The following is a 20855-nucleotide window of genomic DNA, read 5'->3' as shown; positions in this document are numbered from 1 at the left end:
GATGTGAGCGCTTGGAACATTACGAACGGCTAAATACGTACCATGTTCATGAGAAGCTGTTTGAATTCGTGAATACAAACGTACTTGAACCCCATGAAATCAACGATTTTTGGGAAGGTGTTGAATCGCTTCTAGAGCGTTTCATTCCAGTGAATCAGATGCTTCTAGAAAAGCGTGCGACATACGAACGATTGTTACAGGAGTGGTACAGTCAGCAAGACGAAGTCGACCCGATCGAATATGAGACGTTTTTAACGTCAATCGGCTATATCGAACCGGTCGTCGAAGATTTCAACATTGACGTGTCGAATGTTGACCGAGAAATCGCGCATCAAGCCGGTCCGCAACTCGTCGTACCATTAGACAATGCTAGATATGCACTCAACGCCGCCAATGCCAGATGGGGAAGTCTTTACGACGCCCTTTATGGAACAGACATGATTGAAGAGACGGACGGTACGGAAAAAGGGCCGGGATACAATCCCATTCGCGGCAATGAAGTCATTCGATTGGCAAAACAGTTTCTAGATGACACGTTCCCTTTGCCGTCAGGATCGCACGGGGAAGTGACACGTTACTTCGTTCGTGATGATGTCGCCTACGCGGTGATTGGGGAAGATGAGCACGCATTCGCACATGATTCCTTCGTCGGTTATACCGGGGACTTGAACAATTTGAAAACATTGATGCTCCAGCACCATGCCTTACACGTTGAACTGCAATTCGACCGTGAACATCCGGTCGGGAAAGTCGACCCTGCTGGACTGATGGACATCGAGCTCGAATCAGCCCTATCCGCAATCGTGGATTGTGAGGACTCGGTCGCAGCCGTTTGTGCGAAAGACAAAGTTCATCTGTATCGCAATTGGCTTGGCCTCATGGATGGGACGCTTGAAGCATCGTTCGAAAAGAACGGGAAGCGACTCTCACGACATTTGAATGAGGATAAGCGTTTAATCGGAAAAGGTGGAGCGGAAGTCGTCCTCCCGGGACGCGCGCTCTTATTCATTCGGAACGTCGGACACTTGATGACGACAGACTTGATGCTTGATGCAGAAGGTCGCGAGGTACCAGAAGGTATAGTAGACACCATCTTTACTTCACTGATTGCGAGTCGACATCTACATCGCAACCTTAACTCTCGGGAAGGGTCCATCTATATCGTCAAGCCAAAAATGCATGGATCTGAAGAAGTGGCATTCACCAACGACTTATTTGACGCCGTGGAAGATCGATTGAGCCTTCCTCGCCATACGTTAAAAGTCGGCGTGATGGATGAAGAGAGACGAACGTCGCTCAATTTAAAAAACTGTATCGCTCAAGTGAAAGATCGGGTCGTCTTCATCAACACGGGCTTCCTCGACCGGACGGGGGATGAGATTCATTCCTCGATGACACTTGGACCAATGCGTCGAAAAGGAGAGATGAAGACGTCTCCTTGGCTCGCTGCATACGAACAATTGAATGTATCGACTGGTCTCGAGAGCGGATTCCATCACCGTGCACAAATCGGGAAAGGGATGTGGGCGATGCCTGATCGGATGCGGGACATGATGCGTGAAAAGATTGCGCACGTACGGTCCGGGGCGACAACGGCGTGGGTGCCTTCCCCGACGGCAGCGACGCTCCATGCGATGCACTATCATCAACTCGACGCTTTTGCTGTGCAGCGACAATTGATGCAGCAACCTGCTTTGGAAAATGAACGACAACAACTCCTCGATATTCCGCTCGCGACACGCATCTATTCGCAAGACGAAATCAGAGAAGAGCTCGAGAACAACTTGCAAGGATTGCTCGGATACGTCGTTCGCTGGGTCGAACAAGGTGTTGGTTGTTCGAAAGTGCCAGACATTCATCATATTGGGCTAATGGAAGACCGGGCAACACTTCGTATTTCAAGCCAGCACGTGGCCAACTGGTTGCATCATGGCATCTGTTCAGCAGATCAAGTCGAAGTCACACTCTATCGAATGGCACAGGTCGTCGATGAACAAAACGAGGCAGATCCAAATTATCGACCGATGACACCGAACGTCGATCAATCGATCGCTTATCAAGCTGCGCATGAACTCGTGTTTCATGGGTTGAAACAACCGAACGGGTACACAGAACCGATCTTACATCGCCGTCGCCGTGAATTTATGAAACGACAAACTATGGAGTTAAACCTTAAAGGAGGAACCTCATCATGACTACGAAAAAAATGGAAAGCGAACAGTTGATTGAACGTTGGGTCGTCCGCCGCATCGTATCTGGAGAATCGACAGCTTCTTTGGCGAATACAGCATTCGTATACGGGAACGACTTGATGCGTCTCGTCTTGGACCGGGCAGATGGATCACTTCAAATCATGAAGGAACCGATTGATGAAGTCGTCGTCTTCCGCAAACCGGAAGATCGGGACGAAGAGAACGTCTGTCGTTGCTGTGGAATGGAACACTCGACGTTCAAAGCGGCATTGGAGTGCTGTGCTTACCTTGACTAACCCATTTATTTTGCACTATCTGTTATATAACAAATTTAATTTATTGAAATTAATATAATACAGGAGGGTTTATTGATGAAACAACGCGAACAATTGATGGATAGCTGGAAGTCGGAACGATTTGAAGGGGTAGAACGTCCATATTCCGTAGAAGATGTTATGAAATTACGAGGATCGATTGTGATTGAACAGACGCTCGCGACAAAGGGAGCGGAACGCTTATGGCAATTGATGCACGAGCGTGACTACGTGCATGCACTTGGCGCGTTGACAGGAAACCAAGCCATTCAGCAAGTGAAGGCAGGACTTGAAGCGATTTACTTGAGCGGCTGGCAAGTAGCGGCGGATGCGAATCTATCGGGTCATATGTATCCAGACCAAAGTCTATATCCGGCCAACTCGGTTCCGAGTGTCGTCAAACGAATCAATCAGGCACTCCAACGTGCCGATCAAATTCAAACGGCGGAAGGAAAGGGCGACACACATTGGTTCGCACCGATTGTCGCGGATATGGAAGCAGGATTCGGTGGGGTGCTCAACGTGTTCGAATTGACGAAGGCGATGATCGAAGCAGGGGCTGCCGGCGTTCACCTCGAAGACCAGCTCTCGTCTGAGAAGAAATGTGGTCACCTTGGTGGGAAGGTGTTACTCCCAACTCAGACGGCTGTGAAAAACTTGATCTCGGCTCGACTCGCGGCAGACGTCATGGGTGTCCCGACCGTCATTGTAGCGCGGACAGATGCGCACGCGGCGAACTTGATCACGAGCGACATCGATCCAATCGATCACCCGTTCATCATTGGGGAGCGTACACCGGAAGGATTCTATCGTACGGAAGCCGGCATCGAACAAGCGATCGCTCGTGGACTCGCTTATGCACCATATGCAGACCTCGTCTGGTGTGAGACGTCTGAACCAGACTTAGCGGAGGCTCGTCAATTTGCCGAAGCGATTCATGCGAAGTATCCAGGAAAACTCCTCGCGTACAACTGTTCACCGTCGTTCAACTGGAAGAAGAAGTTGTCAGACGAAGAGATTGCGACGTTCCAACAAGAGATCGGTGCGATGGGATACAAGTTCCAGTTCGTCACACTCGCTGGATTTCACGCGCTCAACTTCGGGATGTTCGAACTTGCACGCGGGTACAAAGATCGCGGGATGGCGGCTTATTCAGAGTTACAACAAGCAGAATTTGCGGCTGAAGTTCATGGTTACACGGCGACACGTCACCAACGTGAAGTCGGAACAGGTTATTTCGATGAAGTGTCGCTTGTGATTTCAGGAGGACAGTCCTCTACGACAGCATTAGCTGGATCGACAGAGGCGGAGCAGTTCACAAATTGATCATATCTTGGAGACGCCAATTTATTGGTGTCTCTTTATTTATGTGAAAGTGTGTGAGAAGGGTTGGTAAAAATGTGAAAAAAAGATGAATTGAAGTTCATTTTCACTTCTTCAATTCGACGAATAGTTGTCACAATTGAAAAGAATAAACCGTTTCCATTCCTTGTATACTCAATCTGTTCACAAGTTGGACACAATGACAAAGGGGGAAGCGGCATGCAGGGGGAACGATTGAACAAACGCAACGCTTGGTATCAAGCGGTGTGGCGTTGGCACTTTTATGCAGGACTTATATTTGCACCGATTTTTATTATCCTGGCTGTGACGGGCAGCATTTATTTATTTGAACCGCAATTAACGAAAATACAATACAGAGACATGATGACGGCATCATTTGCCGAAGAACAACCGATTGAAGTCCAAAAGGAGTCATTCCTGGCAGAACATCCGGAGGCGATGATCACATCGATCCGTTTGCCAGGTGAAGGAGAATCGACTCGAATCGGTTGGATGAACAATGACGAGATGATGTATACATATATTCATCCAGAAACTGCAGAAGTTTTAGGAACGCGAACTGCTGAAAGTAGCATGGATCTATTAGTTTTGATTCATGGCACACTATTAGGTGGTCAAATCGGGAACTGGGTCGTCGAACTCGCGGCGTCCTGGGCGATCATTCTTCTTATTACGGGGACATTCTTATTCTGGCCACGTGGGAAAAACCCGATTCGGATGCTTATGCCGAAGCTCGGGAAAGGGCGGCAGTGGTGGAAGCAAATGCACGGTAGCGTCGCTTTATGGTCATCGTTAGGACTTGTCATCATCATCAGTTCAGGATTGGCCTGGTCATCCGTGTCGGGTGCGATGTTGCAATGGGTTTCCTCATCGACAAACACCGGAACACCGATGTACGCGTATGCGTTCGGTGCTAAACCTGAATCAACCGTGACCACGAAAGATGTGGCAGAAGACGTGCCTTGGGCGACACAAGCAGACCTCGTCCCAGCGTCTTCACCGAGTTCGCTATTGCCAATTGACTTGAATCAGGTCGTGAACAATACGTCGATTGATCGACCGTACACGATTTCGCTTCCTGAAGGCGAAACAGGCGTCTACACTGTTACATCGGCAGCAGGACATCCGTTTAAAGAAGCGACGGTGAACTTAGATCAATATAGTGGTGAAACACTCAGCTCTGTGACGTATGCGGATTATGGGATTCTCGGAAAATTGATTACGGTCGGAATCTCATTCCATGAAGGTCGCCTATTCGGCTTACTCAATCAATTGGTCGGGGTCGCGCTTTGTCTAGGTCTCATTTTCGTGGTCATCAGCTCATTCGTGATGTGGCGAAAACGGAAAGTCGGATCCATCGAACAGATGAAGCGATTCGAGGATGAACGAATCAAACGAATCGTCGGTATCTTGATTTTACTTCTCGGTGTCACATTACCGCTCGCAGGGATCAGTATCCTCGTCGTGCTTCTTTTCGATTGGTTCATCGGTCGACGGAAATTGAATGCGGAGGTGGCAGCATGAAACGATTCATCCAAGTCATTCCTCTCATCCTAGCGACGATTTGGTTAGGAGCGTGTCAGCTTCAACCGGTAGAACGTACGATTGATCCGATCGGTATTCAATTGATTGTACCTGAACGTGTGGAAGTCGGGTCGACCACGCTTGCGATGAAAGTATCGAATGACGAACGTGTGACGGAAAGTCATATTCAAGTGACACCTTACGAGTCAGAAGAGACACGGACGTACGAAGTGACGGAAAAAGATGGATATCTCGTGACGAGCTTAAAGCTCGATCAAGGCATCTATCAAGTGAACGGCATGGTGCATGAAGGGAAGAAAGTGTATACACCGACCGCATGGATGATTGTCGGTGATGTACCGCAAGACCAGATTGACAAGCTGGAGCAACCTACAGCTCACTCCCATGGTCATGGTGGGGGACATCAGCATTAAAAAAGTAACCGCTGCTCGCGCAGCGGTTACTTTTGTTTAAGACGTATCCCGATCTCTCCGATGAGAACGACAATGCCCATAAATCCGGCACCGAGGATGGCCATCTGATTCTGGTTAGCGACTCCGATTCCATTCTCAAATTGATAAATGTCACGCGTTAAGAATTGGATTGGCTCACCGGATGTGAGTGCCTGTTCATAACCGAGCCAAATCAAAATCGAGAATGTGGCAATTGAAACCAAAAGTCCGACGAATGCAGTAGTACTGACACGGATTAAGGTTCTAGTCATAGCGGTTCCTCTTTTCCTGTTTGTATACGATACGTCACAAGCTGAGGAAAAGATTCACGAGGCAATCATTTCGGAATGGTCAACACTTGCCCGACACTGATGAGATTGACGTTCGTGATGTTATTAGCGGCTGCAATTTTTGCGACGGTCGTATTGTACATTGTCGCGATCTTGTAGAGTGTGTCGCCCGACTTCACGGTATATTTCACGGTCGTTGTAGGTGGTGGTGTGACGGTCGTTCCAGGAATGATGAGCACCTGTCCGACACTGATGAGGTTGATGTTCGTGATGTTATTGGCGGCTGCGATCTTCGCGACGGTCGTATTGTACATTGTCGCGATCTTGTAGAGTGTGTCGCCCGACTTCACCGTATATTTCACGGTCGTTGTAGGTGGTGGTGTGACGGTTGTTCCTGGGATGATGAGCACTTGTCCAACATAGATCAAGCTGTAGTTCGTGATATTGTTTGCGGCAGCAAGAGCTGAAACGGTGACGCCGTATGTCCGTGCGATGCTGTACAACGTGTCACCGGACTTCACGGTATACGTTTTGTTCGTTGACGTGTTTTGATAGGCGAGTAATTGCGAAACCGTGACAAATTGGTACCCTTTTGCTTTAAGTTGCGAAATCATCGTCGGTAATGCGAGTGGGGTACCCGGTGCACCCGCACCTGTATGCATCAAGACGATTGAACCCGGTTTGATATTGGTTTGTACTTTCGTATTGATTTGGCTCGCGGTCAATCCTTTCCAGTCAATGGTGTCGATGTTCCATTGAATCGTGTAACCATATCCGGCAGCACCGACGCCGTTCAATACGGCACTATTGACGGCTCCGAAAGGTGCTCTGAAAATCGGTTTTGTCGTTTTTCCGGTCAATGATTGAATCAAGGCTTCCGTGCGATCGAGTTCTGATTTCATTTGAGTGGCAGTCAGTTTCGTGAAGTCAGGATGTGTATACGAGTGATTACCGAGTTGATGTCCTTTTGCGGCGATATTTTTAATGTATTGGGGATGGTTGTTCGCACCGGATCCGGTCAAAAAGAAAGTCGCTTTGACGTTGTTTTTTGCCAAAATTTCTAAAATCTTGTTCGTGTTTGCTCCGTCTGCCCCGTCATCAAATGTCAACGCGACAACCTTGCTCGTCGTGTTCACACTCGTGATAAATTTTGAAGCGGCGGCACTGACGGAAATCGATTGTGTGATCACCATCGCCAATAAGATGAAAAATGCCATCGCCCCACGAATGACCCTACGTTTCATCTGAATTTGCCTCCATTCATGATGTCATCCTCTTGATGTTAAGACTTTCCAAATGCACACCCTATATAGTTTTTATATACCCCTTTTTAGAAATGATGGACTAAAATTCGGAAATGCACACGATAAATTTTCAATTAATCATATGTGTGAAATTTGTGAGAACGTATCGTGGGATATATCACAGAATGCTCACACTCTTTCTAGAAAGGGATGGTATCATGAAGAATGTGTGAAAGATGTAAGCGATTTATAAGGAGGACTTATGATGAAAAAGATGATGACACGGTTTGGGGTCGTGTTTGGACTCATCGGCCTGTTCGTACTCGGTGCGTGCGGCACGGAAAAAGAAGCGGAAAGCGCAGCTGTTCCACAATCGATGGAACCTGTTGAAGCAGAGTTGACGGTGGCGGCGACGGCAGAAAAAGAAGAAACAGTACCTTTATCTGTAAAAGTCACGCAAGACGGTCAGCCTGTAGACGATGCGGATGAGATTAAATTCGAAGTGTGGAAGAACGGTGCGAAAGAAGAGAGCGACATGATTAAGGCGACGCTCACGAAAGATGGCGTCTATGAAGCGGAGACGACGTTCGCTGAAGAAGCAGTCTACACGGTCCAAGTTCACGTGACGGCTCGTTCGATGCACACGATGCCGACGACGAACGTGACAGTCGGACATCCAGAAACGGTTGCCGAAGCGGAAGAGGATAGTGACCATCATCACCACGCTGGAGCGGATATCACGTTTGACCCAAAAGAGGCGACAGCAGGTGAAGAACAACCGTTCATGGTGCACGTTATGATTGAAGAGGAGATGCTCGCGGGAGCAGACGTACAACTCGAAATCTTCCAAGACGGGGCAGAAAAGCATGAGTGGGTGAAGTTGGAAGAGGTAGAGGCAGGAATGTATAAAGGATCGTACACCTTTACTGAATCTGGCGCATACAACGTTCAAGTCCATGTCACGAAAGGTCATGACATTCATGAACACGTGATGGAGACGGTAGACGTTAAATAAAAAAATCGGCTCGCGTTTGAGCCGATTTTTTATTATGCGTTTTGGTAGAGTGATTCAACTTGTTGTTGAAGCGCTTCGTTCTCCAAGTACTCATCGTACGTTGCTTCTTTATCCACGATGCCGTTCGGTGTCACTTCGATGATGCGTGTCGCAATCGTCGAGATGAGCTGATGGTCATGTGAGCTGAAGAGGAGCACGCCTTTGAACGACTCGAGACCGTTGTTAAGTGCAGTGATTGATTCAAGATCCAAGTGGTTCGTCGGATCGTCGAGGACGAGCACGTTCGAGTTCGAGAGCATCATCTTCGAGAGCATGCAGCGTACTTTTTCTCCCCCTGAGAGGACAGACGCTTTCTTCATGACTTCTTCACCTGAGAAGAGCATGCGACCAAGGAATCCGCGAAGGAACGTATCTGACTCATCGGCTGGTGAGAACTGACGCAACCAGTCGAGGATGCTCTTTTCCGAGCCCTCAAAGTATTCCGAGTTGTCTTTCGGGAAGTACGACTGAGTCGTCGTCACGCCCCATTTGACCGAACCTGTATCTGGTTCCATCTCACCCATAAGAATTTTGAAGAGTGTCGTGATGGCAACGTCCGAACGACCGACGAATGCGACTTTGTCCGTCTTGTTGAGTGAGAACGTGACATTGTCGAGTACTTTTACGCCATCGATCGTCTTCGATACGTTGTCGACATAGAGAACATCGTTCCCGATCTCGCGCTCCATCGTGAATCCGACGAACGGATAACGACGTGACGACGGACGAATGTCATCGAGTGTGATCTTATCGAGCAACTTCTTACGCGACGTCGCTTGACGCGCCTTTGAGGCGTTCGAACTGAAGCGCGCGATGAAGTTTTGGAGTTCTTTGATCTTCTCTTCCTTCTTCTTGTTCTGGTCTGAAGCCATACGTGAAGCAAGTTGGCTTGACTCATACCAGAAGTCGTAGTTCCCGACGTACAATTGGATTTTTCCAAAGTCGAGGTCTGCCATATGCGTACAGACTTTGTTCAAGAAGTGGCGGTCGTGGGAAACGACGATGACTGTGTTTTCAAAGTTGATCAAAAACTCTTCCAACCATTGAATTGCTTTTAGGTCAAGTCCGTTGGTCGGCTCGTCCAAAAGCAAGATGTCTGGTTTACCGAAGAGTGCTTGGGCAAGAAGGACTTTGACTTTCTCGCCACCTGTGAGTTCGCTCATTTGTTTCTGGTGAAGCGCTTCTGTGATTCCGAGACCTTGAAGAACCATCGACGCCTCTGACTCTGCTTCCCAACCGTTCAACTCGGCGAATTCGCCTTCGAGTTCAGCTGCACGCATGCCGTCTTCGTCTGAGAAATCTTCTTTCATATAAATCGCGTCTTTTTCTTTCATGACGCTATAAAGACGCTCGTGACCCATGATGACGGTCTCGAGAACAGCACTGTCCTCATACGCATAGTGGTCCTGTTTGAGGACGGCGAGACGCTCACCCGGTGTGATGCTCACATCACCCGTCGTCGTATCTTGCTCACCTGATAAAATCTTTAAGAATGTCGATTTACCGGCACCGTTTGCACCGATTAATCCGTAACAGTTGCCTGGTGTGAACTTGATGTTCACGTCTTCGAACAACTTGCGGCCGCCAAATTGTAGGCTGACGTTATTTACTGTAATCATGTATGGTATCCCTCGTTTTTCTGATTAGTTTACGACGTGTATTGTATCACGTTTTTAAAAATCGCGCAGTGTCACGTCATGATTCACAAACGTTAAAGATCAACTTGTGCATCATGATAGAGGATTCTACACCGTAAGATGGAAATATTATGTAGAACGAAATGAACGTGAATAAAATGGGGGATACTATGAAACAAATTAGACTTTGGTTGATCATCCTATTCGTTGTGGTCAGTTCAAGTATCGTGAATTCGCTATTGAAGAGTGAACTTCAAGCGTTTGAGGTGGGGAAGTTTGAGTTTGGGAAATATGATAATTTTGACGAGGCGTTGGCTAAGGGTCTCACTTATGACATGAATAAATTGATTTATACAACCCGTCACGATGGGGTGACCATCGTCATGTACACGACGATTCCAGATCCAGCAGAGTTCCAAGATGTCATAGAGTTTCAAGATAATAGTGAGTTTCAAAATAAGATGGAGGCACTAGTCGTCCAGTTCTTTGAGGGGAATAACGAGGAAGGGTGGGAGCTTCTAGGACCAAGAGGGTGGACGCACTATGAAAACGACAATTTCACCTCATATAGCACATTTTTACGAGAATACGATGAAGCCGGAAACGTCGAACATTCTTTCAATGTGGGATTTGGAGAAGTGAACAATCCAGAAATCGATACGATTGAAATAAAATCTCATCACGACAATACGTTCACCGAGGCAACGGTGATTCAAAAAGGCCCGTACCGATATTATTTTCAAATTGGAGAAGACGCGGTTGTACGAGGAATTTCTGTGAACGGTGAGATTGTCGATCAACAAGGTAGCTGATACTTCGAAGAGTTTGGTCGCCGCTCATATTTGATTCAAACAACATATTCTGCAAATGCGCTCAAGTAAAAATAAAAAGTGAAGTGGGTAGCGAGGTTGCAGGTAAAGGGGAAGCATATGACTCGTATAGAAAACAAACATCGTTTTGAAACAGGTTCGTTGTTAACGGCACTTGGTATTTCGAGTATGGGGGATTTTATATATCTAGTAGCAATCAATGTTTTTGTTTATCGCCTGACGGATTCAGCGATGGCTGTCGCAGGTCTGTGGATGATTGGTCCACTCGCTTCAGTCATGACAAAGTTCTGGATTGGAAGTATCGTTGATCGATCGTCTCTAAAAAATATAATGATTTGGACGGATGTTATTCGGGGAGTTTTATTAATTGGAATTCCTTTTATGGAATCGTTATGGCTGTTGTATGGAAGTTTGTATCTGCTTGCTGTCGCAAAATCTTTTTTTGAAGTCTCATCATTTTCATACATGACAAAATTGATTCCGACGACAAGACGCAAACAATTTAATGCTTACCGACAAGCAATCACGTCAGGTGCATTTTTGATTGGTCCCGCCCTCTCCGGAGCCCTTGTTCTCGTGTCAACAACAAGTGTCGCGATATGGATAAACGCTGCATCCTTTTTCTTTTCGGCAATTTTATTAACACGATTACCTCAGTTTGAATGGAAGCCAACAACGTCTAAAGCGCATATTTCGATACAAACGGTTCAAACGGATTGGAAGAAAGTATGGACGTTCAGTCGATCGAATGTATTTATTTTTGGTATGTATATGCTGTTTCAAGGAATGGTAATTGTCTCGTTCGCGATGGATGCACAGGAAGTGGTGTTCACACAAGAAACGCTACGTTTATCCGAAGCTCAATATGGTCTTTTAATTAGTTTGACAGGGCTGAGTGCTGTAGTCGGGTCATTAGTCGTCGCGTCAGCTACTCGATTCTTGTCGATCAAATGGTTGATTGGAGTGGGATCGGTGCTTGTTGCCGTCGGCTATATGATTTATGCCTTATCACATTCTTTTTGGATGACTCTAGTTGGTTTTCTGATATTAGGCTTTTTTAATGCATTTTCAGGTGCGGGTTTTATTACATTTTATCAAAATAATCTACCAGAAGAGATGACAGGAAGGATTGCAAGTGTATATGGCATGGTTCAAAGTATCTTACAAGTGATTGGGGTGTTACTCGTAGGACTATTCAGCGATATTGTAGAGCTACGAATCACGCTCCTCTTTGCGGCGAGCTTCATCTTGATTTTAAGTATGATTCAGTTCTATTTCGTCTTTCGATCATCCTCTACAACGTATTACTCAGAGTCAGATCAACCAATCAAAAATATTTCATGAAGAAGGAGCCGTTTTCTAAGAAGCGGCTCCTTTTATCATTAGTCGACTCGTACAACAGTCGTATTCAATTCAAACGCCACATTTCCTGCGAGTGCGCGTGAAATCATACATTGATCTTTCGCTTTTTTCGCAATGCGCTCGACTAGCGTGATTTCTCGATCCGTCATCTCTGCAGGTACTTGAATCGTTGTCTCATAGCGAATCGTCTCATAGGTGAAGATACCGTTCGTCACATCGACGATGCCTTCCGCATCAATCGTGATGCCACGGTGAGTCAAGTCACTTCGTCCGAGTACGGCTGCGAGTGTGATGATATAACACGTGGCCGCGGCTCCGAGTAACATCTCATCCGGATTCGTACCGACTCCGGGACCGTCCATTTCGGGTGGGATTGAAATCTGTGTCTTTAACCGCTCGGCCTCGAGGGTACCGACGTCATTTCGTCCGCCATCCCAGCCGAGGTTCATGCTAAATGTATGTTTCATCAAAAATCGCCTCCAATGTCTCTAGTGTAAAAGAGAACGATTGGAGGCGCATTTGTTATGCTTGTGCACGCTTCGCGAATGTGCGAAGTGTTTCGATGATGACGGTTGTTGCTTTTTCCATATTGTTCACAGAGATATATTCGAACTTCCCGTGATAGTTTTCGCCACCCGTGAAAATGTTTGGTGTCGGAAGACCCATGTAAGAAAGTTGCGATCCGTCTGTTCCACCACGAATCGGTTCAATCTTCGGTTCGATGCCAAGGCCGCGCATGACGTCAGCGACGGTATCGACGATGTGTTTCACGGGTTCGATTTTCTCGGCCATGTTGTAATACTGATCTTCCATCTTGAGCTCGATCCGCTCTTCCCCGTATTTTTGTTTCCATTCGAGGACAAGTTTCTCCATCAATGCTTTACGTGCTTCGAACTTCTGTTTGTCGTGATCGCGAATGATGTATTGAAGTGTCGTCTTCTCCACATCCCCATTGAAGCCGTTCAAATGGAAGAATCCTTCGTAGTTGCTCGTACGCTCTGGTGCCTCATCAGCCGGTAAACGGTTTTGGAAAGCCATCGCGAGCTTCATCGAGTTCACCATCTTGTTTTTCGCGCTACCTGGGTGTACGTTCGTTCCGTGGAAGGTGACGGTCGCACCCGCTGCGTTGAAGCTTTCATACTGCAACTCGCCGAGCGGTCCCCCATCCATCGTGTAAGCGAAGTCCGCATTAAAACGGGCGACATCGAATTTATGTGGTCCACGTCCGATTTCTTCATCTGGTGTGAAGGCAATGCGAACCGTCCCGTGTGGAATCTCAGGGTGGGCCAATAAGTATTCGACAGCTGTGACGATTTCAGCGATCCCTGCTTTATCATCCGCACCGAGGAGTGTCGTGCCGTCGGTTGTCATGAGCGTATGCCCGACATACCCATCAAGTTCCGGGAAGTCCTTTGGTGATAAGACGACATTCAATGACTCGTTCAAGACAATGTCGCCACCTTCATAATGCTCAACGAGTTGAGGTGACACGTTCGTTCCTGTGAAGTCGGTCGCTGTATCCACGTGAGCAAGGAATCCGATTGTCGGGACGTCATAATCGACGTTACTTGGAAGTGTGGCGAATAGATAGCCGTATTCATCCGTCTCGACATCTGTCAGTCCGAGTTCTTTTAATTCTTTCTCCAAATGACGAATCAAATCCCATTGTTTGGCCGTCGATGGTGTTGTCGTACTCGTGAAGTCAGACTGTGTATCGATCTTCGCGTAAGTCATTAAGCGTTCAATTAATTTTTCTTGCATGGATTGCCCTCCTCTAAAAGTTTCATCTTCATTAGTTTATCACGAGCGCTCGAAGTCGAAACAAAAAAGTCACACCCATCGATGAAGTGGGCGTGACCTGTTCAAAAGAGAAACGGATATAGAATGGGTAAGATGAACGATGTGAAGATGGCGGTCAATCCCATCGCAGCACCACCTGTTGCACCAGACAGCGGATGTTCAGTGGCTGCTTGAGCAGTTCCAATCCCGTGACTGATGGTGCCGAGCGTAAGTCCACGCGTGAACGGGTCGTCCATACGGATCCACGTCAACAAGACCGGTCCGAGCATCGCACCTAAAATACCGCAGGCGACGGCAATTGAGGCCGCAAGTGTCGCATCCCCCTCTAGTTGTCGAGCCAACTCGAGGGCGATTGGGGATGTGGCCGACTTGACCGATAGCGCAATCAAAACGTTTTCGGTAAACGAAAACAACTTCCCAAAGAGCACAGCGACAAAAATCGTGGAGAGAGACCCGATAACAATCGCACTTAATGCTCGCTTTGCCCGAGCGAGTAACACAGGTAGGTTGCGATAGAGTGGCAATCCGAGGGCGACCGTCGCTGGACCGAGTAAGATCGTGATGATATCGGTAGCCGGTTTATACGTATCATAGGACTGTCCCGTCACGAGTAACAAGAGAATCAAAATGGCTGTACTTAAGAAGACGACATTGGTGAACGGGGATGCCCATTTTTTAGAGAGTTGCCGACTAAGCGTATACACGAGAATCGTCAACCCAATCCAAACGTATGTCATGATGCCTCACCTTCTTTCCCGGAAACGAGCGCCGTCACAATCATTCCGACCGCCATGCTGGCGAGTAACGTGAGGAGAAGCGGGATGCCGGCGGCTTTTAACAACGTACCGTACGCCATGAGACCGACGGCAATCGGGATAAAGAAGAAGGCGAGATGCTTCGTCAAATATCCAGCGCTGTCTTCAATCCACTCCACGCGAATGACTTTTGTCAGTAAGAGGACGAGCAAGAGCACCATGCCGATGACACTGCCAGGTACTTTCCAGGAGAACGCTTCAACGATCCAGTTGCCGAGCGTGCTCAACCCAAACAAGAGTGAGAGTCCGATGATCCATTTAAATAATTTCATTTATATGACTTCCTTTCGCGTCATTCAAAACGTATGAATCTTCTCAAATTCATCGTTATTGGTCAAGAAAAGGGTATGATACGTTTATTCTACTTGATGAAGAGGAGGAAGATAGAACGATGGAAGAAAAGGGAACACTTTATTTTTTATGTGGAAAAATGGGGGCTGGAAAATCGACGATGGCCAAGCAAGTGGCTTCTGAACAACGAGCGGTTCTCTTATCTGAAGATGAATGGTTATCTACGTTATATCCGAATCAAATTCATACATTTGAGGACTACCAAAAGCATGCTAGGCTGCTGAAGCCCCTTATTGAATCCCATGTACAACAGTTGTTGAGACTCGGTATACATGTAGTGATGGATTTCCCGGCAAATACAAAAGCGTCACGATTTTGGTTTTTACAATTGTCAGAAAATGCTGGGGCGAATCACCGTCTGATTTATCTCAACCGAAGTGATGAACAATGTCTTCGACAGATTCAGAAACGTCGCATCATGGAACCGGGACGAGTCGCATTTGATACGGAAGAAGTCTTTCATCACGTGACTTCATTTTTTGAAGCTCCAGATGATACGGAACACCTACATATCATTGAAAAATAAAACATGCGTAGCGGTGTATCCGCTACGCATGTTTTAGGCTTACGCTTGTTTATTCTTACGGAATCGTGCGAAGAACTCATAGACGATCGGTACGATGAGCAACGTGAGAAGCGTCGAACTTGTGAGTCCGCCGATCACGGTGACACCGAGACCTTTCGAGATGAGCGCGCCACCCTCGAGACCGAGTGCGAGCGGTGCGAGTGCACCGATTGTCGCGAGTGCGGTCATCAAGATTGGACGAAGGCGTGTACCTGCTGCCTCCAGCAATGCTTCACGTGTTGATAAACCGGCTTCTTCTTTATGAATGACGCGGTCGATCAAGACGATGGCGTTCGTGACGACAATCCCGATCAACATGAGTGCTCCGATCAAGGCAGATACCGAAATCGTTTCACCTGTGATGAGAAGGGCCACAAGTCCCCCGATGATCGCATACGGAAGTGAGAACAACACGACGAATGGCGTGACGGCACCGCCGAATGTGATAACGAGAACCAAGTACACGATGGCAATCGCAGCGAGCATCGCAAGACCGAGCTGCGTGAACGACTCTTGAATCTGTTCCGTTACGCCGCCGACATCATACGATACGCCAGATGGAAGTTCGATCTCTGATACGCGTTCTTCAATCGCGGCCGATGCTTCCGTCGCTTTATCCGTGCTGAGTTCGACACTCACTTGTGCGAGCAGTTTTCCGTCGCGCTCGACGAGTGTGTCCGGTGTCGTGCCCTCTTCGATTTCAATGAAGTCTGAGATCGGGCGTGGACCGAACGGTGTCGTGATTTCTTGTGCTTCTAAATCATCCACACTGTCATACGTCACTTGTTCGTTCGGGATGATGACGTCTAACTGTTTGTCATCCACCGTCACGCTCGCAAGTGGACTTTCTGGTGCCTGGAATTGGCTGATGACTTGTGCGATTTGACCTGCTGACACACCGGCTTCTGCAGCGGCTTGTTGGTCGACGTTGAACGTGTATTGTACGTACGACTCACGTAAGTCTGACGTTGCCTGACGGACGTAATCCGTTTCTTCTTCAATCGTTTCGATGAAGGTCGGCACGATCGCTTCTAAATCTTCAAGCGAGTTGGCGTAGACGTTATACGTGACACCGCTCGTTGCGCCGCCACCTGAGAAGTCTTGTTCTTTCCACTCCCCGTTTGAGGCGAGTTCGTTCAACTTCTCAATATCAGCCAACTTCACATCCGCGAAGTCTTCCGTATCCGGGTCGTATTGGACGATAAAGATTCCTTGTTTGTTGTTTCCAGGGTTCAGCGGATTCTCTCCACCGACTGTAAATTGAACGTCCGTTGCGTTCGGTTGTTCTTCCATGAAATATTCTTCAGCCACTTCTGCTGCGGCAATCGAATCTTCAAGCGTTTGACCAGGTTCTGGGTCGAACGTGACGAATAGCGTCTTCTCCGAATCCTGATTCAAGAAGTTGACCCCGATTGCTGGGACTAACGCGAAGCTACCAATCAATAGGGCGGTCGCGAGACCGAAAACGACGAGTTTATGGTTGAGTGACCAGTTCAAGACGCCGCGATACCATTCCGCGAGCTTACCTGGACCCTCTTCCGGCTTCAACTTATCGCGGTTCTTAAAGAACGAGTCGGCCATCATCGGTACGACCGTAATCGCCACGAGTAACGAAGCGAGGAGGGCGAAGACGACAGTCAATGCGAACGGCAAGAACAACTCACCGACGAATCCTGTGACAAAACCGAGCGGTAAGAAGACCGCGATCGTGACAATGGTCGACGAGGCGATTGGGATGAACACTTCTTTTGTCGCCGCAATAATCAATTCTTTACCGCGAAGTGGTTCGTTCGCCCGTGTGAGTCGACGGTAAATGTTCTCGATGACGACGATGGAGTCATCGACGACACGTCCAATCGCGACGGTCATCGCACCGAGTGTCATGATGTTCAACGTGATGTCCAATTGTTTCAACACGATGAGTGCCATGAGAAGCGACAACGGGATCGAGATGACAGCGATGATTGTCGATCGGAAGTTACGCAAGAACACTAAGATGATCAGGATGGCGAATAGACCACCGAGCAATGCTTTCGATAACATCGTCTCGACCGACTCTTCAATCGGTTGTCCTTGGTCAAGTGTGATCGATACATTCGCCGTATCGTATTCTGCCTCGAAGTCATTCAATACTTCTTTGACGGCATTGACGACATCTACCGTGTTCGCGTCTTGCGTCTTCGTCACTTGTACGCCGATTGAGCGTTCGCCGTTCGAGCGGGAAATCGATTCTTCGATTCCTTTGTCTTCGATGGTAGCAAGCTCACTCAACGCGACAGTCGGAACTGTCGTTGGGACGTTCGGCGGCAATGCCGATGGTGTTTCCGTCGGGACCTCTGTCGGTACGTCTGGTGTTTGACCAGGTGGCAATTCCGTCGGAGCAGACGGTGTCGCCGGTGCTGATTGTGCTGGTGAGTAAGGGATTTGGATATCGCGGAACGCTTCGAGTGTCTCCGACTTTCCGTCGATGACGACGGCTTGCTCCGTGTCACCCAACTCATACAAACCAAGGGCGATTCGCGCATCGTTCGCTTGAATCAATTGTTTGACCGTGTCTTCTGTCAAATTGTATTCAGCGAGCGCTTCTTGGTCGAATTGAAGTTCGACGCGGCGAATCTCTTGTCCGGCAATTTGTACGGTTTGTGCGCCTTCCACGCCTTCAAGAGCGGGTTGGACTTCTTCCTCGACGAGTTTCGTCAATTCAGCCAAGTCCAGGCTCTCATCCGAGATGGCGGCCCCGATGACCGGGAAAGCGTCGAAGCTAAGGCGTGACACTTGAGGTTCTTGTGCCGATTCCGGTAGTTCGACGTTACTTAACGCGTCTTTGACTTGCTGTTCCGCTTCATCCATATCTGTACTGAAGTCGTAATCGATTTGGATGTTCGAAGCGTTTTGGAACGATGAAGAACGAACTTGTTCCACACCATTTAGACTTTGCAGGCGTTCTTCGAGAACGGTACTGACTTCTTCGAGTACTTGCTCAGGGGATGCTCCTGGATAAATGGTTGTGACTGAGACGGTCGGCGTTGTAATGTCCGGTAACGTCTCGAGCTTCATCGTAAGACCTGCGAAAAGACCTGCGGCCGTTAAGATGATTGTCATCAACCAAACCGCAAACTTATTGTTAACGGAGAAGGATGTGATTTTCTGCATGGGTTTTTAATCTCCTCATATATGTTGTTTTTATGATTGACGATCGATATCGTGCGCCCGCTCAATCAATCGGGCAATAATCGCTTGTTTGAGCTCGGCAGGGGGAACACCGACACCAAAATGTTCTGACATCATCATGCCTTCGAGCGCATAACGAATGATCATCGTTTCAACCGGGTCGGCTGTTTTTTGGAACTGGGCGAAGAACGTATCTAAATCTTGCTTCCATCGATCTGCATACTCTTGGTCGACGGCGAACAGCGTGAGAAATGCGATCATTTTCTCGACATCGATGTGAATGGCGGAACGTTCGGGATGCAGGTTCGTCTCGTCGAACAGACGAACGAACGCTTCGACTGGACCGTGACCTTCTTGTTGAAGTGAGGCATACAGTTCATTCTGCTCTTGTTGCAACCGCTCAACGATTGCGGTCATTAGCGCTTCTTTTGAAGCATAGTGATAGAGAAGTCCACCTTTGGAAACACCGGCTGTTTTGGCTACTTCGTCTAACGTAAGTTGATGCACACCTTGATTCATGATGATGTCCGTTGCCGCATCGAGTAGCTTTTGTTTTGTGACGTTCGATCGGTTTGTCATATTTCCACCCCTTTCTGTACCGACCAGACGGTTTGTTTGATTTCACTATATCGTCCGCATTCTTTTGAAGTCAAGAAATGATAACCTCAAAACTGTCACAAATCGTACATTCAATGTGATAGCGATTGCAGAAAAACCTTGACGTGAGAATGATTATCAGTGATGATAGGTACTGAGAGTAATTATCATTACCAAAGAGAGAAATCAATTGAACGTGGGGGAATGACAGATGAACAAAAAATATGCAGCTTTAGGAATTTCAGCAGCACTAACGACATCGCTCCTTGCCGCTTGTGCAAGCACAGATGAGACAACTTCAAATGAAGGCTCAGACGATTCGAACGTCGTCAATGTTTACTCGAGTCGCCACTACGATGTCGATCAACAATTATATAAGCAGTTTGAAGAAGAAACGGGCATCAAGGTAAACGTCGTGGAAGGTAAGAGTGACGAACTCCTCGAGCGTTTAAACACTGAAGGCGAGAGCACAGAAGCTGACCTCTTCATTACGGCAGATGCCGGTAACTTGTACCAAGCGAAAGAAGCAGGACATCTCCAAGCGGTCGATAGCGATGAGCTTGAGTCGAACATTCCTGCCAAATATCGTGACACGGACAACGAATGGTTCGGTTTGACGAAACGTGCACGTGTCATCGTGTACTCGAAAGATCGCGTGAAACCAGAAGAGTTGTCGACGTATGAAGCGTTGACAGAAGAACAGTGGAACGGCAAAGTACTCGTCCGTCCGTCTGAAAACATGTACAACATCTCACTCCTCGCATCATTCATCGAAGTGAACGGTGTCGATGAAGCGAAAGAGTGGGCGAAAGGCTTAGTGAACAACATGGCACGTGATCCACAAGGGAACGACCGTGACCAAGCGAAAGCAGTCGTCGCCGGTGAAGGGGATGTCGCCATCATGAACACGTACTACATGGGTCTCATGTTGAATTCTGAGGACGAAGAAGAGAAGAAAGTCGCTGAAGAGCTCGGTGTCTTCTTCCCGAACCAAGATACAACGGGCACACACGTGAACATTTCTGGTATCGCGATGACAAAAGCATCGAAAAACACAGAAAACGCTCAGAAGTTGATGGAGTTCATGTCAGAACCGTCAGCTCAAGAGAAATTTGCGAGTGTGAACTACGAATACCCAGTCAACGAATCGGTTGAACCGAACGAGCTTCTTCAATCATGGGGCGAGTTCAAAGAGCAAGACATCAACCTCTCCGTACTTGGTGAAAACCAACAAGAAGCAATCCGTATCTTTAACGAAGTGGGTTGGAAGTAAGATGACTTCGGCTTGAACGAGAGTTCAGGCCGGAGGTTTT

At 47.8% G+C, this 20855-nt stretch carries 19 protein-coding genes; 10 read left to right on the top strand and 9 right to left on the bottom strand.

Annotation, left to right across the window (positions count from 1 at the left end; genetic code table 11):
- Positions 1–11: 11 nt before the first annotated feature.
- The 5 genes from KNO91_RS11290 to KNO91_RS11270 all read left to right on the top strand — a co-directional run bounded on the left by KNO91_RS11290 (position 12) and on the right by KNO91_RS11270 (position 5808).
- Positions 12–2195, top strand: a complete 2184-nt coding sequence (locus KNO91_RS11290; RefSeq protein WP_214795987.1) for a malate synthase G — start codon at positions 12–14, stop codon at positions 2193–2195.
- Positions 2192–2488, top strand: coding sequence for a hypothetical protein (locus KNO91_RS11285; protein WP_015880380.1), 297 nt, complete (start codon positions 2192–2194; stop codon positions 2486–2488). Before KNO91_RS11290 ends, KNO91_RS11285 begins: the two co-directional genes overlap by 4 nt.
- Before the next feature lie 75 nt (positions 2489–2563).
- Entirely contained in the window at positions 2564–3832 is a 1269-nt protein-coding gene (gene aceA / locus KNO91_RS11280; RefSeq protein ID WP_214795989.1) for an isocitrate lyase, read from the top strand.
- Positions 3833–4048: 216 nt separating this feature from the next.
- Positions 4049–5374 (top strand): PepSY-associated TM helix domain-containing protein, encoded by a 1326-nt coding sequence (locus KNO91_RS11275; protein ID WP_214817994.1) that lies wholly within the window; start codon positions 4049–4051, stop codon positions 5372–5374.
- A complete protein-coding gene (locus KNO91_RS11270; protein WP_214817992.1) occupies positions 5371–5808 on the top strand; it encodes a hypothetical protein in 438 nt (145 codons plus the stop codon). The genes KNO91_RS11275 and KNO91_RS11270 overlap by 4 nt, the downstream gene beginning before the upstream one ends.
- A 26-nt stretch (positions 5809–5834) precedes the next feature.
- Here KNO91_RS11270 and KNO91_RS11265 read toward each other — a convergent pair whose 3' ends face one another.
- Both KNO91_RS11265 and KNO91_RS11260 read right to left on the bottom strand, forming a co-directional pair.
- A complete protein-coding gene (locus KNO91_RS11265; RefSeq protein ID WP_214817989.1) occupies positions 5835–6098 on the bottom strand; it encodes an LlsX family protein in 264 nt (87 codons plus the stop codon).
- Positions 6099–6163: 65 nt separating this feature from the next.
- Positions 6164–7360: a LysM peptidoglycan-binding domain-containing protein gene (locus KNO91_RS11260; RefSeq protein WP_214817986.1), complete on the bottom strand. Its 1197-nt coding sequence runs from the start codon at positions 7358–7360 to the stop codon at positions 6164–6166.
- A 265-nt stretch (positions 7361–7625) separates the two neighbouring features.
- Between KNO91_RS11260 and KNO91_RS11255 the strand changes: the two genes are divergently transcribed.
- Positions 7626–8375 (top strand): FixH family protein, encoded by a 750-nt coding sequence (locus KNO91_RS11255; RefSeq protein ID WP_214817984.1) that lies wholly within the window; start codon positions 7626–7628, stop codon positions 8373–8375.
- Positions 8376–8407: 32 nt separating this feature from the next.
- Here the strand turns inward: KNO91_RS11255 and KNO91_RS11250 are convergent, their stop codons facing one another.
- The gene (locus KNO91_RS11250; protein ID WP_214790196.1) at positions 8408–10033 is read right to left on the bottom strand and encodes an ABC-F family ATP-binding cassette domain-containing protein; all 1626 of its coding nucleotides are present in this window, start codon (positions 10031–10033) and stop codon (positions 8408–8410) included.
- Positions 10034–10221: 188 nt separating this feature from the next.
- Between KNO91_RS11250 and KNO91_RS11245 the strand changes: the two genes are divergently transcribed.
- Together KNO91_RS11245 and KNO91_RS11240 are read left to right on the top strand one after the other, a co-directional pair.
- Positions 10222–10863, top strand: a complete 642-nt coding sequence (locus KNO91_RS11245; RefSeq protein ID WP_214817983.1) for a hypothetical protein — start codon at positions 10222–10224, stop codon at positions 10861–10863.
- Between the two features lie 117 nt (positions 10864–10980).
- On the top strand, positions 10981–12225 hold the full coding sequence (locus KNO91_RS11240; protein ID WP_214817982.1) for an MFS transporter: 1245 nt from the start codon (positions 10981–10983) through the stop codon (positions 12223–12225).
- 38 nt (positions 12226–12263) lie between these two features.
- Here KNO91_RS11240 and KNO91_RS11235 read toward each other — a convergent pair whose 3' ends face one another.
- The 4 genes from KNO91_RS11235 to KNO91_RS11220 form a co-directional block, all read right to left on the bottom strand.
- Positions 12264–12713 (bottom strand): SACOL1771 family peroxiredoxin, encoded by a 450-nt coding sequence (locus KNO91_RS11235; RefSeq protein ID WP_371816663.1) that lies wholly within the window; start codon positions 12711–12713, stop codon positions 12264–12266.
- Between the two features lie 52 nt (positions 12714–12765).
- Entirely contained in the window at positions 12766–14004 is a 1239-nt protein-coding gene (gene pepT, locus KNO91_RS11230; RefSeq protein ID WP_214817981.1) for a peptidase T, read from the bottom strand.
- Positions 14005–14105: 101 nt separating this feature from the next.
- Positions 14106–14780 carry an LrgB family protein gene (locus tag KNO91_RS11225; RefSeq protein WP_214817979.1) on the bottom strand — a complete coding sequence of 225 codons (675 nt, stop codon included), beginning with the start codon at positions 14778–14780 and terminating at the stop codon, positions 14106–14108.
- Positions 14777–15130 (bottom strand): CidA/LrgA family protein, encoded by a 354-nt coding sequence (locus tag KNO91_RS11220; protein WP_214817977.1) that lies wholly within the window; start codon positions 15128–15130, stop codon positions 14777–14779. The genes KNO91_RS11225 and KNO91_RS11220 overlap by 4 nt, the downstream gene beginning before the upstream one ends.
- A 119-nt stretch (positions 15131–15249) precedes the next feature.
- Between KNO91_RS11220 and KNO91_RS11215 the strand changes: the two genes are divergently transcribed.
- Entirely contained in the window at positions 15250–15735 is a 486-nt protein-coding gene (locus tag KNO91_RS11215; protein WP_214817975.1) for a P-loop nucleotide/nucleoside kinase family protein, read from the top strand.
- 39 nt (positions 15736–15774) lie between these two features.
- Here KNO91_RS11215 and KNO91_RS11210 read toward each other — a convergent pair whose 3' ends face one another.
- A complete protein-coding gene (locus KNO91_RS11210; RefSeq protein WP_214817972.1) occupies positions 15775–18927 on the bottom strand; it encodes an efflux RND transporter permease subunit in 3153 nt (1050 codons plus the stop codon).
- Positions 18928–18957: 30 nt separating this feature from the next.
- The gene (locus KNO91_RS11205) at positions 18958–19524 is read right to left on the bottom strand and encodes a TetR/AcrR family transcriptional regulator (RefSeq protein WP_214790210.1); all 567 of its coding nucleotides are present in this window, start codon (positions 19522–19524) and stop codon (positions 18958–18960) included.
- A 229-nt stretch (positions 19525–19753) separates the two neighbouring features.
- Between KNO91_RS11205 and KNO91_RS11200 the strand changes: the two genes are divergently transcribed.
- Positions 19754–20815 carry a Fe(3+) ABC transporter substrate-binding protein gene (locus KNO91_RS11200; protein WP_214790212.1) on the top strand — a complete coding sequence of 354 codons (1062 nt, stop codon included), beginning with the start codon at positions 19754–19756 and terminating at the stop codon, positions 20813–20815.
- The last annotated feature ends 40 nt before the right edge of the window (positions 20816–20855 follow it).

The organism is Exiguobacterium sp. s59 (assembly GCF_018617475.1).
GTDB classification, from domain to species: domain Bacteria; phylum Bacillota; class Bacilli; order Exiguobacteriales; family Exiguobacteriaceae; genus Exiguobacterium; species Exiguobacterium aestuarii.
This window is presented reverse-complemented; position numbering and strand designations above follow the sequence as displayed.